At 67.4% G+C, this 13183-nt stretch carries 15 protein-coding genes; 4 read left to right on the top strand and 11 right to left on the bottom strand.

Annotation, left to right across the window (positions count from 1 at the left end; genetic code table 11):
* Window positions 1-135: 135 nt before the first annotated feature.
* The gene (locus tag ACQP2D_RS32530) at window positions 136-1326 is read right to left on the bottom strand and encodes a serine hydrolase domain-containing protein (protein WP_433679732.1); all 1191 of its coding nucleotides are present in this window, start codon (window positions 1324-1326) and stop codon (window positions 136-138) included.
* Between the two features lie 85 nt (window positions 1327-1411).
* On the opposite strand from ACQP2D_RS32530, the gene ACQP2D_RS32525 reads away from it, so the two are divergent.
* Together ACQP2D_RS32525 and ACQP2D_RS32520 are read left to right on the top strand one after the other, a co-directional pair.
* On the top strand, window positions 1412-2242 hold the full coding sequence (locus ACQP2D_RS32525; protein WP_433679731.1) for a serine hydrolase domain-containing protein: 831 nt from the start codon (window positions 1412-1414) through the stop codon (window positions 2240-2242).
* A 121-nt stretch (window positions 2243-2363) separates the two neighbouring features.
* Window positions 2364-2897, top strand: a complete 534-nt coding sequence (locus ACQP2D_RS32520) for a DUF3145 domain-containing protein (RefSeq protein WP_433679730.1) — start codon at window positions 2364-2366, stop codon at window positions 2895-2897.
* Window positions 2898-2984: 87 nt separating this feature from the next.
* Here ACQP2D_RS32520 and ACQP2D_RS32515 read toward each other — a convergent pair whose 3' ends face one another.
* On the bottom strand, window positions 2985-3212 hold the full coding sequence (locus ACQP2D_RS32515; RefSeq protein ID WP_433679729.1) for an HPr family phosphocarrier protein: 228 nt from the start codon (window positions 3210-3212) through the stop codon (window positions 2985-2987).
* On the opposite strand from ACQP2D_RS32515, the gene ACQP2D_RS32510 reads away from it, so the two are divergent.
* Complete coding sequence (locus ACQP2D_RS32510) at window positions 3163-3474, top strand: putative PEP-binding protein (RefSeq protein WP_433679728.1); 312 nt, start codon at window positions 3163-3165, stop codon at window positions 3472-3474. The two genes, ACQP2D_RS32515 and ACQP2D_RS32510, sit on opposite strands and share 50 nt — an antisense overlap.
* Before the next feature lie 25 nt (window positions 3475-3499).
* On the opposite strand, the gene ACQP2D_RS32505 is transcribed toward ACQP2D_RS32510, so the two are convergent.
* The 8 genes from ACQP2D_RS32505 to ACQP2D_RS32470 all read right to left on the bottom strand — a co-directional run bounded on the left by ACQP2D_RS32505 (window position 3500) and on the right by ACQP2D_RS32470 (window position 11678).
* Complete coding sequence (locus tag ACQP2D_RS32505; protein WP_433679727.1) at window positions 3500-3973, bottom strand: SRPBCC family protein; 474 nt, start codon at window positions 3971-3973, stop codon at window positions 3500-3502.
* 536 nt (window positions 3974-4509) lie between these two features.
* Window positions 4510-5451: a sigma-70 family RNA polymerase sigma factor gene (locus ACQP2D_RS32500; protein WP_433679726.1), complete on the bottom strand. Its 942-nt coding sequence runs from the start codon at window positions 5449-5451 to the stop codon at window positions 4510-4512.
* Window positions 5452-5461: 10 nt separating this feature from the next.
* On the bottom strand, window positions 5462-6652 hold the full coding sequence (locus ACQP2D_RS32495; RefSeq protein WP_433679725.1) for an NAD(P)/FAD-dependent oxidoreductase: 1191 nt from the start codon (window positions 6650-6652) through the stop codon (window positions 5462-5464).
* Window positions 6653-6976: 324 nt separating this feature from the next.
* Window positions 6977-7786, bottom strand: coding sequence for an IclR family transcriptional regulator (locus ACQP2D_RS32490; protein WP_433679724.1), 810 nt, complete (start codon window positions 7784-7786; stop codon window positions 6977-6979).
* A gap of 22 nt (window positions 7787-7808) precedes the next feature.
* On the bottom strand, window positions 7809-8195 hold the full coding sequence (gene pcaC, locus ACQP2D_RS32485; RefSeq protein ID WP_433679723.1) for a 4-carboxymuconolactone decarboxylase: 387 nt from the start codon (window positions 8193-8195) through the stop codon (window positions 7809-7811).
* Between the two features lie 68 nt (window positions 8196-8263).
* A complete protein-coding gene (locus ACQP2D_RS32480; RefSeq protein ID WP_433679722.1) occupies window positions 8264-9445 on the bottom strand; it encodes a thiolase family protein in 1182 nt (393 codons plus the stop codon).
* 100 nt (window positions 9446-9545) lie between these two features.
* Window positions 9546-9920 carry a DoxX family protein gene (locus ACQP2D_RS32475; protein ID WP_433679721.1) on the bottom strand — a complete coding sequence of 125 codons (375 nt, stop codon included), beginning with the start codon at window positions 9918-9920 and terminating at the stop codon, window positions 9546-9548.
* 9 nt (window positions 9921-9929) lie between these two features.
* Complete coding sequence (locus ACQP2D_RS32470; protein WP_433679720.1) at window positions 9930-11678, bottom strand: FAD-dependent monooxygenase; 1749 nt, start codon at window positions 11676-11678, stop codon at window positions 9930-9932.
* Between the two features lie 137 nt (window positions 11679-11815).
* Between ACQP2D_RS32470 and ACQP2D_RS32465 the strand changes: the two genes are divergently transcribed.
* On the top strand, window positions 11816-12433 hold the full coding sequence (locus ACQP2D_RS32465) for a TetR/AcrR family transcriptional regulator (RefSeq protein WP_433679719.1): 618 nt from the start codon (window positions 11816-11818) through the stop codon (window positions 12431-12433).
* A gap of 70 nt (window positions 12434-12503) precedes the next feature.
* On the opposite strand, the gene ACQP2D_RS32460 is transcribed toward ACQP2D_RS32465, so the two are convergent.
* The gene (locus ACQP2D_RS32460; RefSeq protein WP_433679718.1) at window positions 12504-13139 is read right to left on the bottom strand and encodes a TetR/AcrR family transcriptional regulator; all 636 of its coding nucleotides are present in this window, start codon (window positions 13137-13139) and stop codon (window positions 12504-12506) included.
* Window positions 13140-13183 lie beyond the last annotated feature (44 nt).

Below are 13183 nucleotides of genomic sequence, written 5' to 3'. Positions count from 1 at the left end.
CAACGGACAAAGCTGCTCGGCGACGCTCACTCCACCGCACGGCAGGGTCGCATGCCACCAAAGTGCTCACCGTCGAGAATGAGGCAGATCCTCGAGAAACGCCCGGGGGTCGGCAGCCTGACCGCCAGCACGGCGTCAGGCGGTGCAGCGCAGTAGCGCCTCGCGCAGGTTGCGGCTGCGGACGTCGTCGAGGACGGCGAGGCCCAGGCGGTTCATCGCATAGCCGAAGCCGAATCCGGTTGTCGGATCGGCGAATCCGAAGGAGCCGCCGAGGCCGGTGGTGCCGTAGGCATGCTGGTCGGAGCCGAAGCGGAACGAGCCGCGGGACTTGCGGAAGCCGAGGTGGTAGCGGGATTTGGTGTGCAGCACCAGGTCATCGGCGGGTACATCGTCGGCGGCCGGGGCGGCGAGTTGATCGAGCACGCTGTCGTCGATCGGGAGCGCGCCGGTTCGACCGGCCGCCGCGCCGTACACCTTGGCCAGTGACCGGGCATTGCCGACACCATTGGAACCCGGCATCTCGAGTTCGAGGAGTTCGCGCCGGCTCGCGCGCACCGGCGCGCCGATGCGCGGGTTGGTCAACGCCGCATGGGAAAAGCCGCGTTTGGCGAAGATCTCGGCACCGATCCGCACCGGAATATCGCGCTCGTAGCGCAGGATGTCCATGCCCTCGGTGGCGGACAGGGTGGCGATCCGGTCCATGCTCTGCTCGGCGGGCAGTCCGATGAAGAAATCCAGATCGAGCGGCGCGGCGATCTCCTCGGCGAAAACCCGCCCGAGCGTGCGGTGTTCGGGATCCACGCGCCGCACCAACTCGCCCTGGTACAGGCCGAGGGTGATCGCGTGATAGCCGTGTCGCGTCCCCGGCCGCCAGGCGGGCCGCTGGGCGGCGAGAATCGTTGCCAGACCATCGAGATCGGCGATCTGCGGCAGTCGCACCACGCTGTCGAGCCCCGACAATCCGGCCTGATGATCGATCAGCTGACGCACCGTGACCGCGCCCTTGTCCTGCGCGGCGAACTCCGGCCAGTACTTCGCGACCGGCTCTGCGTAGTCCAGCAGCCCCTTCGATACCGCCCGGGCGACCACGAAGGCGGCCATACCCTTGGTCGAGGAGAAGACCGGAACGATCGTGTCGCGCTCCCACGGCAGCGTCGCGTGTCGGTCGCGATGGCCCGCCCACAGATCCACCACGGGGCGCTCGCCCGCGTAAACGGCCACGGCGGCGCCGATTTCACCGTGCTGGGTGAAGTTGCGGCGGAAGGCGTCGGCGACGGGGCCGAATCCGGCCGCCACCTCGCCGTGGACGGTGGGCTGTGTGCTCATGATCAGTTGATGGTACCGGCGGTACCGAATTTCGTGCGAGGAAGGTGCGGGGCCGCCCGGTCCCGGCGTCTCGTAGGCTCGATTCGTGCGTGCACTCGAGCAGATCAGGGATTGGCCGGTTCGGCATGCGGCGGCGGGTGTCGTCACCCGGGATGGCGCGCGGATGGCGGGCGATGTGGAGCGGGTTTTCCCGCTCGCCTCGGTGACCAAGCCGCTGGTCGCCTACGCGGTGCTGGTCGCGGTGGAGGAGGGGGCGATCGAACTCGATCAGCCCGCGGGCCCACCGGGAGCTACCGTCCGGCATCTGCTGGCGCACACCTCCGGCATCGCCTTCGATACCACCGATATCCTCGCCGCCCCCGGCACGCGACGGATCTACTCCAGTGCGGGTTTCGAAGTGCTCGCGGCTTTCGTCGCGGAGCAGACGGGTATCGCCTTCCCGGAATACCTGCAGGAGGCGGTATTCGAGCCACTCGGAATGAAAGCCTCGGTGCTGACCGGCTCGGCCGGGCATGCGGGCCGGTCCACGGCGGCGGATCTGGTCCGCTTCGCCGCGGAACTGCTGAATCCCCAGCTGATTTCGGTGCCGATGCACGCCGCGGCCACCTCGGTCCAGTTTCCCGGGCTCAACGGTGTGCTGCCCGGTTACGGATCGCAGCGACCCAACGACTGGGGGCTGGGATTCGAGATTCGCGACGGGAAATCCCCGCATTGGACCGGCGGGGCGAATTCCGCAGGTACCTATGGCCATTTCGGGCAGTCCGGAACATTTCTGTGGATCGATCCCGAATTAGGGGTGGCGAGTATCGCTTTGAGCGACGAGAATTTCGGCGACTGGGCACGGGAGGCTTGGCCCGTCTTTTCCGATGCGGTGATCGCCGAGGTGAACCTCGCTCGGAACTCTGTTCCGAAGTAACAGATCGGACACGCCTCCGAAGTAACACGTGTAACTCGGGACACTCCAGTACACTCAGGCAACGCCAGGTTCGACGGGTCGTTGGGGAAGACGTTCCTCGTCGAAGCTGGAGGTGTCAGTCGTGCGCGCATCGGGTCAGTTCGCGGACGCGACGGCGGGTGTGGTCTATATCCACTCATCGCCAGCCGCGCTGTGCCCGCATATCGAATGGGCACTCACCTCGGCACTGGGCTCGCCCGCGAAACTGCGCTGGACTGCCCAGCCCGCCGACGGCCAGCTCCGTGCGACCACCGACTGGATCGGCCCGGTGGGCACCGCATCGCGAATTGCCCAATCCTTGCGGTCCTGGAATGTGCTGCGCTTCGAGGTCACGGAGGACCCCAGTGACGGTGTGGACGGCGAACGCTACAGCTTCGTCCCCACGCTCGGCCTCTGGCACGGTTCCACCTCGGCCAACGGCGATGTGACCATCGGCGAAATGCGCCTGCGCGCCATGCTGCAAACCAACCGCGAACTCGGCAACTACACCGGCTATGACCTGGCTACCGAACTCGACCGCGCCCTCGGCACCGCCTGGGACGAAGATCTCGAAATCTACCGCTACGGAACCGAATCCGGTGCGGAGGTCACGTGGCTGCGCCGCGATGTCGGCTGATCGGCATGAGCATCGCTGATCGCCGAGATGCCCGCGCTCTCCGGAGCGCGGGCATCCTCGTTGTGCGGTCCTTGAACTCGCCTTCGATCAGGCGTCGAGATCGGTGGCGACGAGTTTTGCCACGAGTTCGAGTGCCTGGGGGTCATCGCTGGTGACGACGACGTCGGTGCCATTGGCGGCGCCGAGAGTCATGATCATGAGCGCCGATCCGGCGTCGACGGGTTCGCCGCCGACCAGTGCCAGTGTCACTTGGACTCCGGCATCGGTGACCGAGTCGGCGATGATATTGGCGGGCGGGCGTGCAGTCGCGCGCACCGCCGCCGCCGGCGCGGGCGCGGGTAAGCCGGTGGGCGTCTGCGGTGAGGCCGCCGCCGATCCGCTATTGGCTTGCGTGCTGGCCGGATTCGGCATTCGCTCGCTGTCCGCGGCCGGTGCCGCCGTCGCCGCGATCGGCGCCGCGCTATCCGCGGTCACCCTCGACGACTGCCGCCGTGCCGCCGCTGCGGTGCTGGCGACCTCCGACCCGGAATCCGCCCGCGCCGCCGCCCGCGCGGCGCTCGAACCTGCCGGACACTGATCCGCTCGCATCCGTCGAGAACGGCCTATTGCGCCTGACGCAAGGCCACCTCATCGGGGAACTCGCTCGGCTGCCCGGTACCGGTGGTGATCAGGTCGCGCAGGCTTTCATTGATGTAGAAGCTCCAGCCGGTCGAGCAGGCGTCGAAGCATTCGAATTCCGGGACCAGACCGATATGGGTGAAGCGGAGTTCGGTCTTGCCGTCCTTTTCGGAGATGTCGAAGTGGATCTCGGTGCCGTTCCATTCGGTCTTGTCCTCGACGAATTCGAGGCGGTTGTCTACGGCGAGCCAGACGACCTTCCTATTGGGCACGACCTCGACCAACCGCATCTCGCTGCGGTGGACGCCGGGGACGCTGAAGATGAACTCGTCGCCGAACCGTTCGGTACCGCCTTCGATCGCCCGCGACCACCAGCCGCGGACATCGGTCACAGCATTGAAGACCTCCTCCGGTGTCCGGTCCACCGAAATCGTCGTGCTGAAGCTTTTGCTGGTCATCGTTTTCTCCTGTTTCGCGTGTTGAGAGCTATATTCAACCATTCGGTTGAATGTTGTGGATCGACGGTAACACGCGCGGGCGCGATCTGGCTACGGCCACTTCGGCACGCACCACGGCACCGCGACGAATGTTCGCGCGTCCCGCCCGGTGTCGTATGCGGTGGCCGTCTGTCGGCACACCGTCTGCGTTCGAGTCCCTGACCTGCCCGAAGAGTCACCATGCCGCCGGAACTCTCGCCGAAAGCGGGCACGAAGATGATTCGCCGGGTCTGAAGCGGCGGCACCCGACGCTCGTAATGTGGATCGAGACCGAACGAAGGTAAGCCGACGCTGTTGCAACGCGGGCCAGACCCCAGCCGCCGCCCTACTCTGCACTTCCGGGCAGCGTCAGGATTCCGGGCCCAGTGGGGTGCTCACGTGGCGTCGGCTGGTCATGTGCAGGTCGTCCGAAGTCCGGCCACGAGATGCCGCGGTGCTCGCCGAATGGTTCGAAGGGAATCGACGGACGAACGTGAGATCGAGTGTCGGACGGCCGGTTACCACGATTCGATCAGCGGGACATCGTGCTTTTGCCGCTGCCATTCCTCGGTGAGGCGACCGAGTCGGTCCGGGGCGGCGATGCCGCACACGCCTGCGATCTTGTTGTCACGGATCTCCAGGATCACGACGCCCACGACCCGGTCGTCGAGCGTGGCGAGCATGGCCGGGCAGCGGTTGACCACGACGGCGTGGATCGTGGGCGAGCCGCCGGCGAGTCTGCGCTTGGCCGGAGACGGTTTGAAGCCGATCCGCACCGCGCTGGCGATCCGCTCCGGGGTCGAGTACTGGATCAGCTTCTCGGCGAGCCCCAGCCCGGCGCTGTCGGAGATGCCGGTCGCGTCGTCGGTCAGCAGCGCAACCAGACGTTCGGTCCGGCCCGAGGAGGCCGCAGCGACGAACGCCTCGACGATTCGACGCGCGGAGGCATGGTCGATGTCAGTGCCGTTGCCAGCGGCGGCGATTCGCCGCCGGGCTCGGTGGGCGTGTTGCTGACTCCCGGACTCGGTGATGCCGAGGATCTCGGCTATCTCGGCGTGGTTGTAGGCAAAGGCCTCGCGCAGCACGTAAACGGCCCGTTCGACCGGCGACAGACGCTCCATGAGCGCCAGCACCGCCAGGGTCACCGATTCGCGCTGCTCGACGGTGTCGGCCGGGCCCAGCATCGGGTCGCCGTCGAGGAGCGGTTCGGGCATCCAGGCGCCGACCGCGCGTTCGCGCCGCACCTTCGCCGAACGGAGCCGGTCGAGCGCCAGGTTGGTGACGATTTTGGTCAGCCATGCCTCGGGCACCTCGACGTACTCCCGGTCGGCGGCCTGCCACCGCAGGAACGCGTCCTGCACCGTGTCCTCGGCGTCGGCGGCCGAGCCGAGCAGGCGGTAGGCGAGCGAGGCCAGCCGATTTCGGCTGGCCTCGAAACGCGCCACGGTGGCAGTGTCCATGAGCACGACCCTATGCGCCGACCACGTCGAGCGAGTGCTCTCGGGTGGTGGCCAAGCGGTACCGGTGACTCGGCCTTCCGAAGGTCGGGTGGCTGATGGCCCAGCCGCTGGTGGCCACGATTGCCGACTTGACTCGCGCCGCCGACCGGCCGCACAGGGCCCCGGACTTCGCGCGAGCGTCACCGTCGACCAGCTGGAAGATCCCGTCCTTGCGGCCGAGGCTGATGTGGTTGCCGAAATATGTCAGTGCGGTCGCCTTGATCTTGCGCCCGGTCAGGTCCCCCACGATCGCGGTCGTCGCCTGCATGCCGGTGTATCCCGCGGAAGCGCAGGACATCGGCATCGGCCGAGTGTTATCGCCGATGACGAAGGCGCTGTCACCGGCAGCGTAGACATCCGGGTGCGAGACCGACCGCATCTGACGGTCGACCGTGATCTGGCCGTTGGGTACCACCTCGAGGCCGCTGGCGGCGGCAATCGGGTGGACGGCGAAGCCGGCGGCCCACACGGTCGCCTCGGATGCGAAAGTGGTGCCGTCGGCGGCAACCGCCGTCGCCTCCTCGACACGCTCGATGGTGGTGTGCTCGTGGACCGTGATACCGAACCGGTCGAAGGCACGCAGCAGGTGACGGCGGGCCTTCGTACCCAGCCAGCCGCCCAGCTCGCCGCTGGTGGCGAGGCCGACCCGAAGTCCTGGACGGGACTCGGCGATCTCGGTGGCGGCCTCGATCGCGGTCAGGTTGCCGCCGATTACCAGCACCGTCCCGTCCTCGCCCAGCTCATCGAGGCGTGCGCGCAGGCGCAGCGCGGCCGGCCGCGCGGCCACGTGGTAGGCGTGCTCGTCGACGCCCGGAACGCCGTGGTCGGCGGCGGTGCTGCCGAGCGCGTAGAGGAGGGTGTCGTATTCGAGCCGGTCGATGCCTTCACCGTCGGCGACGGTGACCGTCCGGCGCTCGGCGTCGATGTTGGTTATCCGCGCCACTCGCAGCCGGATGCCGGTGCCCGCGAACACCTCCGCCAGCGGCCGGGGGCGGAGATCATGCCCGGCGGCGAGCTGATGCAGGCGCAGCCGCTCGACGAAATCGGGTTCGGCGTTGACGACGGTGATCTCGAAGTCGTCGGAGTGGAGTTGGCGGGCCAGGTATCCGGCGGAGAAGGCTCCGGCGTATCCGGCCCCTAGGACGACGATGCGGTGCTTCATGGTTCGCTCCTGTCTGGTTCGCGTGCTGCCTGAACGAGACAGCCCCCGAATTCCTGACAGCATCAGCCAGTGAGGTGGATCACCACCGAAGCTTGCTCAGCGGACGCGCAGCGAAGCATCGCCTTGGTGGCCGGAATAGCGCACGGAGCGAATACCCCCGCTCCGCCCGGACGTGTCATCGGCGGTCGCCGGCGTGTGGTGCGAATTCGGTGCCGCTATGACGTATCCAGCCTCACCCATCTGATCCACTCGCCCGCGCCCTGCCCTCCCGCCGTGAAGCGGGCCGCGATCGAGTGGTTCGGTGCCGCGGTTAACGGCGTGCGGTCAGCCCAGGCGTGCGATCGGTTCGGCGGAGGTCAGGTCCTGTTCGATGCGGTGGGCGGCGGTCTGGAGGCGCGGAATCAGGTCGGCCCGTATGGATTCGATGCTGTGGCGGGAGGCGTGCGTCGAAATGTTGATCGCGGCGATCACCCCGGTGCGGTCGCGTATGGGGGCCGCGACCGAACGCAGGCCTTCCTCCAACTCCTGGTCGACGATGGAATAGCCCTGTGCGCGAACCTTTTCCACGGTGGTGCGCAGGATGTTCGGGTCGGTGACGGTGTTGGCGGTCAGCCGGGCCAGCGGAGTCTGTGCCAGATAAGCATCGAGTTCGGCCGCGGGAAGTCCGGCCAGCAGCACATGGCCCATGGAGGTGGCGTAAGCGGGGAAGCGCGTGCCGATATTGATGCTGACGGTCATGATCCTGGACGCTGCGACCCGGGCGACGTAGACGATATCGGAACCGTCGAGCATCGATACCGAGCTGGATTCGTGGACGTCGGCGCAGAGTTGTTCGAGGTGCGGCTGCGCCACCTCGGGCAGGGTCATGCTGGACAGATAGGAGTAGCCGAGTTCGAGCACCTTGGCGGTGAGCGAGAAGCGTTTGCCGTCGGTGCGGACATAGCCGAGATCGCTGAGGGTCAACAGGAATCGGCGCGCGGCGGCGCGGGTGAGTCCGGTCCGGCGCGCGACATCGGAGAGCGTCAGATGCGGGTTGTCGGCATCGAATGCCTTGATGACTGCGAGGCCGCGTTCGAGCGATTGGACGTAATGGGTGCCGCGCCGGCCGTCGTCATCGGTACCGCCGGTCGTCATCGTCGTCCTCCTCGACAGGGTGCTACAGCGCGGTGTCGTCCCCGAGTTCGGCGAGCACCTGCTGCGCGATCGCGAATGCGGCATTGGCGGCCGGCACGCCCGCGTAGGCGCCGGTGTGCAGCAGTACCTCGGCGATCTCGGCGGCGGTGAGACCGTTGGTGATCGCGGCGCGGACATGCATCGCGATCTCCTCGTGCCGCCCGAGGGCGGTGAGCACCGCAAGGGTAACGCAGCTGCGGGTGCGTCGGTCCAGGCCCTCGCGGGTCCAGATCGAACCCCACACCGCCTCGGTGATGTAATCCTGGAACGGCCTGCTGAATTCGGTGGTCCTGGCGACGGCGCGATCGACGTGAGCGTCGCCGAGCACTTCGCGCCGGACCGCCATGCCGTTCTCGGCTCTGTCGTTCATGACCTCTCCTTCGGTGAGTGAGAATCAGATCGTTGATCGCCTCCCGCACCTCGGCGCTGGCCGGATACTCATGAGGTCGCCTCCAGAACAACGGCCAGCCCCTGGCCGACGCCGATACACAGTGCGGCGAGTCCCCACCGACTGCCGCCGCGCCGCATTTCGCGGGCGAGCTGGTTGATGACGCGGCCACCGGACGCACCGAGCGGGTGGCCGATCGCGATCGCGCCGCCATTGACATTGACGATGTCGGGATCCAGGTCCGGCCAATCGGCAAGGCAGGCAAGCGATTGCGCGGCGAACGCCTCGTTCAACTCGACCACGCCGAGATCGCCCCAGCCGATTCCGGCCCGCCGCAACGCGATTCGCGCGGCCTCGACCGGTCCGATGCCGAAGACGTCCGGATCCACCCCGGCCGCACCGCGTCCCGCGATCCGGGCCAGCGGCGCGCGGCCGAGCCGATCGGCCGTGGCTTCGTCGCCGAGCAGCAGCGCCGAGGCGCCGTCGTTCAATGGTGAGGCGTTTCCGGCGGTGACGGTGCCCTCCGGACGGAACGACGGCTTCAGCCCGGCCAGCCGCTCGACCGAGGTCTGCGCCCGCAGCGATTCGTCGCGGGTCAGTTCGGTGCCCGGGACGGCGACGACATGATCGTCGTAGAACCCGCTGTCCCAGGCCTTCGCGGTGAGCCGATGGCTGCGGGCGGCGAATTCGTCCTGCGCGGCGCGCTCGATGCCGTAACGGCCCGCGAGAATTTCGGTGCTCTCACCCAAGGACACCGTCCACTGTGCGGGCATCGCCGGATTCACCAGCCGCCAGCCCAAGGTGGTGGAGTGTAGCGTTTCGTTGCCGACGGGAAATGCCCTTCCCGGCTTCGGCATGACCATGGGCGCGCGGCTCATGGATTCGACGCCGCCGACGACAACCGTTGCCGCATCACCGGTTTCGATCATCCGGGCGGCCTGCATCGCGGCGTCCATGCTCGACCCGCACAGCCGGTTCACGGTCGTGCCGGGCACCGAGGTGGGCCAATCGGCCAGCAGCGCCGCCATGCGTGCCACATTCCGATTATCCTCGCCCGCCTGGTTCGCGGCCCCGAAGATGATCTCGTCGACCGTCGCTGGGTCCAGGTCATTGCGATCGGCGAGCGCCCGCAGGACGGATGCGGCGAGGTCATCGGGTCGGATCCCGCTCAGTGCCCCGCCGTATCGGCCGAATGGGGTGCGAATGCCGTCGAAGAGAAATGCGCCGCTCATAGTGCCGCCCGCATAAATGCCTCCTGTGCGCAATGCGTACAAATGGTTGTTATGCGAACAGCGTAGGTCGAGCCTGGCCTCGGCTCAAATTCGTGCACCGTCAGAAGGCATAGGGGCCGATGCGTCCCCAGACGACCACGGCGGCCAGCACGAGCAGGACGACGTTCATACCGATCGCTGGAAATTCGCGACCTCGCAGGTGCACGACGATGGCGCCGAGCATGGCGAGGATCAGTCCGGCCGCCGCCACGGCGGTGAGCACCTGGACGATGTCGAGCGCGGCCGGCGCGATCAGACCGACCGCCCCGGCGATTTCGAGAGCGCCGATCAGGCGGATGGCGGGTGGCGGAAAGTCGTGCACCCAGTCCCCGAGCTTGTCGGCGAGGACCTCGATGGGGCGGGTGAGTTTGAAGAGTCCCGCGGCGGCGAAGATCGCGGCGAGCAGGGCCTGGAGGATCCAGAGGACGGTGTTCATGGCTGTTTCCTAGGTTGCGGGTTGTGCGCCGCGGATGCGGTCGATGACATGCAGTGGGTGCTCGGGGGCGGCGTCGCCGCGCCAGACGACGTGCTGGTCGGGCCGGATGAGGACGAGGTCGCGCTGGTAGAGGGCGCGGGCGTGGGGGTCGCGAACATCGACGATCTCGATCGGCACGCCCCGCTCGGCGGCGGCGTCCAGCAGCCCGGCGACGTCGTGGTGGTCGAATCGCACCAGGGTGAATCCGCGGCCGAAGAGGTCGAAGATGGCATCGCCGTCCGCGAGCCGCACACTCGGTGGCCGCGCTCCCGGCCAGGTGCTCGGTGTGTATTCATCCATTCGCTGCGGCGGGGCCTGTGCGCCGGATTCGTGGCACACCACGGGGGAGGTGTCGTAGCGGTAGCCAAGCTCGATGCCGAGGGCTTCGTTTTCCAGATTCCCCAGATCGCTGATCTCCCGGCCGAGCCGTCGCCGAACACGTGCGCCGAACCAGCGTTCGCTGTGCATGGTTGCGCGGGAGGCAGCCATGACGGCTCCCCGGACGAGGCTGTGCCGACCGGCGGCCGCCCGGTTGCGCAGCGCCACCGCCCGCCGCTCCTGTTCATAGGCCCGCAGGAGTCCCGGCATCCCCCAGCCGTCGAGAAGCGCGGCCAGCACCCAGCCGAGTCCGACCGCGTCGCCGACGCCGGTATTCATGCCGTAGCCGCCGGTCGGCGGCACCTGGTGGACCGCGTCACCGGCGAGCCAGACCCGGCCGCGGCCGAAAGAGTCCGCGACGGTGAGCCGGGGCGTCCAGGCATTGGCGACCAGTACATCCATCTCGAACCGGTGACCGAGCCGCTGGTAGACGAATTCGCGCGGGTCGATCTTGTCGGCGTCTTCGCCGATACCGAGCGGCGCGTGCATAGTCCAGGTGTCGCCGTCGTTCTGTGAAATGACGGTCCACCCTTCGGGCGATTGCAGATGCCACACGGTGCCGAACCGGCGATGGATCTCGGTATCGCCGGTGGTGAAGTGCACCAGATAGAACCGCCCGTCCGCGGGCCGCTGGCCGGTCGCCAGAAAGGCCCGGGCAACCGACATCACGGTCCGCACGACGCCGAGTTCCTTGATGAACAGTCGGCGCAGATCGATTTCGTCGAGCCCGATACCGAGCTGTCGGCGGGTGCGGCTGGCCGCGCCGTCGCAGCCGACGAGGTATTCGGCGCGGATGGTGCGGCGCTGCCCGCTCGCCCCGGATACCAGCTCGGCGGTCACGCCGTCGGCGTCCTCGGTGAAACTGTCCAGCGCCCATTCGTAATCGACCCGCACGTACTCGGATCGGGCCGCGAGCGCGTCCCGCAGGGCGGGTTCGAGAATCACCTGGGATACCCGCATGGCCGGTTCCAGCGGCAGGGTCCCGTCATTGCGCCGGTGGATCTGCTCATAGGCGTCGGCGACGCTGGGGTATTCGAAGGAGGCCAGCTCCCAGCCGGCCGCATTGGTCGCCCAGGTCACCTTCATCGGGTGATCGGCGGGAATGGCGACCTTGCGCAGTTCGTCGGCGATATCGAGTCGGCGATACAGCTCCATGCTGCGGCCATTGGTGATGTCCATCTTCGGATGCCGAGTCGTGGTGGCGTTGCGCTCGACGACCAGCGTGTCGACTCCGTGGCGGTCCAGCTCGAGGGCCAGCGTCAATCCGACCGGTCCCGCACCGATCACCAGCACCGATGTCGTCTCGGGCGCCGCGTTGCGCTCCGACGTCGACCTGCTCATTTCCTCGTCCTTTCCGCTGCGGTCGACTCACATTGAACATAGCTGTTCAATAGATGTCAATGATGTTCTATATAGCGCGCGATTGACTCGCTATGAACACTCGCTTACGGTTTGGTGGGATCAGAAAGGGGATGTCGATGAGTGCGACCGAGCAGCGGATCAACGCGGCCGCGATCCGGCTCTTCGCGGAGCGGGGCAGCGCGGACTTGACCATGAGCGAGCTGGCCAACGAGGCGGGCGTGGCGCGCGGGACGCTCTATCGCAATGTCGAATCCATCGATCAGCTGTTCGACCAAGTGCGGGCGCAACTCGCCTTCGAGATCCACGACAGCAACGCCCGCATCATGGATGCCCATGGCGAACTCGATCCGCCGCTGCGGCTGGCCACCGGCATCCGCATGCTGGTGCGCCGGGCCCACGACAACCCGGCGATGGGCCTGTTCCTGGTCCGATTCGGCATGACCGACGAGTCATTGCGGGAGACGTTGAGCGGCCCGCCGATGCAGGATGTGGCGGCCGGCATCGCGGCCGGTCGCTACACCGTCGGTGCGGGCATGGAGCTCGGCATCGCGTCCATGCTCATGGGGACGGTGATCAGCGCGATGTGGATGGTGCTCGAGGGACATCAGGGCTGGCGCGAGGCGGGAATTAGCGCCGCCGAACTCGTCCTGTGTGCATTGGGGGTGCCGCGCGAGGAGGCCGGGCAGATCGCCGTCGCCCCGCTGCCGGCGCTCCAAGGTGACCTGAAACCATAAGCGGGGCTGCTGATTTCGGGTGGTTGCGGTAGATACGGCCGCCGCTTCGGTATCGAATCGGCCCGCGTGGTCAGAGCTGTGGTTGTGGCGGAAGCGCTTTGGTGGTCAGCTTCTCCGCCGAGCGCTTGTTCATGCCGAACATGCGCAGCACGTGGAAGGTCATCTCGTCGGTCAGTGCGCCCGCGTCGGCCTCGGGCCGGGCGTCCAGCAGTTGCAGCAGTCCCAGCAGTGCCCCGCCCGCGGCCATGATCGCCATGTCCGGATCCATCGGGTCGAACCGGCCCGCCTCTTGGGCGGCGATGATGTCGCGGCGGGCGCGCGGGGCCAGACCCTCATCGCGCAGCAGCACCGAGGTACCCGAATTCAGGATCACCCGAACGCCTTCGGGGATCTGGCGCTGTAGGCGACCGGTCATCCGGAGGCTCACCGCGAATACCTCGGCCGGATCGTCGTAGAGCGCCACGATATCGTCGCGCATCTCGCTGTAGACCTGCAGCACCGAGCGCACGGCCTCGTCGAACAGTTCGTCTTTCGAGCTGAAGTGGTTGTAGAAGGAGCCGAATCCCACATCGGCGGCGTCGGTGATCTCCTGAATGCTCACCGCGGAACGCCCCTCCGACAAGAACTTTCGTGCCGCACCGAGCAGCGCGTTGCGGGTGCGCTCGCGTCGGCGATCGATGCGGTTGCGCGCTACGGGCTCGGCCATCGGCTCCCTCTTTCCGCTCACATTCGTTACCGGAATCGTATCTG

The sequence above is a fragment of the Nocardia sp. CA-119907 genome, from assembly GCF_050955995.1.
Taxonomy (GTDB): Bacteria; Actinomycetota; Actinomycetes; order Mycobacteriales; family Mycobacteriaceae; genus Nocardia.
The sequence above is the reverse complement of the archived record's forward strand: the minus strand, read 5'-3'. Positions and strand labels throughout refer to the sequence as shown.

Bases quoted from the DNA above. Each gene is read 5' to 3' on its own strand.
- pcaC (WP_433679723.1), bottom strand. From the start codon at position 8,195: ATGAACGACAGAGCCGAGAACGGCATGGCGGTCCGGCGCGAAGTGCTC.
- ACQP2D_RS32470 (WP_433679720.1), bottom strand. From the start codon at position 11,678: ATGAGCAGGTCGACGTCGGAGCGCAACGCGGCGCCCGAGACGACATCG.
- ACQP2D_RS32490 (WP_433679724.1), bottom strand. From the start codon at position 7,786: ATGACGACCGGCGGTACCGATGACGACGGCCGGCGCGGCACCCATTAC.
- ACQP2D_RS32465 (WP_433679719.1), top strand. From the start codon at position 11,816: ATGAGTGCGACCGAGCAGCGGATCAACGCGGCCGCGATCCGGCTCTTC.
- ACQP2D_RS32505 (WP_433679727.1), bottom strand. From the start codon at position 3,973: ATGACCAGCAAAAGCTTCAGCACGACGATTTCGGTGGACCGGACACCG.
- ACQP2D_RS32500 (WP_433679726.1), bottom strand. From the start codon at position 5,451: ATGGACACTGCCACCGTGGCGCGTTTCGAGGCCAGCCGAAATCGGCTG.
- ACQP2D_RS32460 (WP_433679718.1), bottom strand. From the start codon at position 13,139: ATGGCCGAGCCCGTAGCGCGCAACCGCATCGATCGCCGACGCGAGCGC.
- ACQP2D_RS32495 (WP_433679725.1), bottom strand. From the start codon at position 6,652: ATGAAGCACCGCATCGTCGTCCTAGGGGCCGGATACGCCGGAGCCTTC.
- ACQP2D_RS32475 (WP_433679721.1), bottom strand. From the start codon at position 9,920: ATGAACACCGTCCTCTGGATCCTCCAGGCCCTGCTCGCCGCGATCTTC.
- ACQP2D_RS32480 (WP_433679722.1), bottom strand. From the start codon at position 9,445: ATGAGCGGCGCATTTCTCTTCGACGGCATTCGCACCCCATTCGGCCGA.
- ACQP2D_RS32530 (WP_433679732.1), bottom strand. From the start codon at position 1,326: ATGAGCACACAGCCCACCGTCCACGGCGAGGTGGCGGCCGGATTCGGC.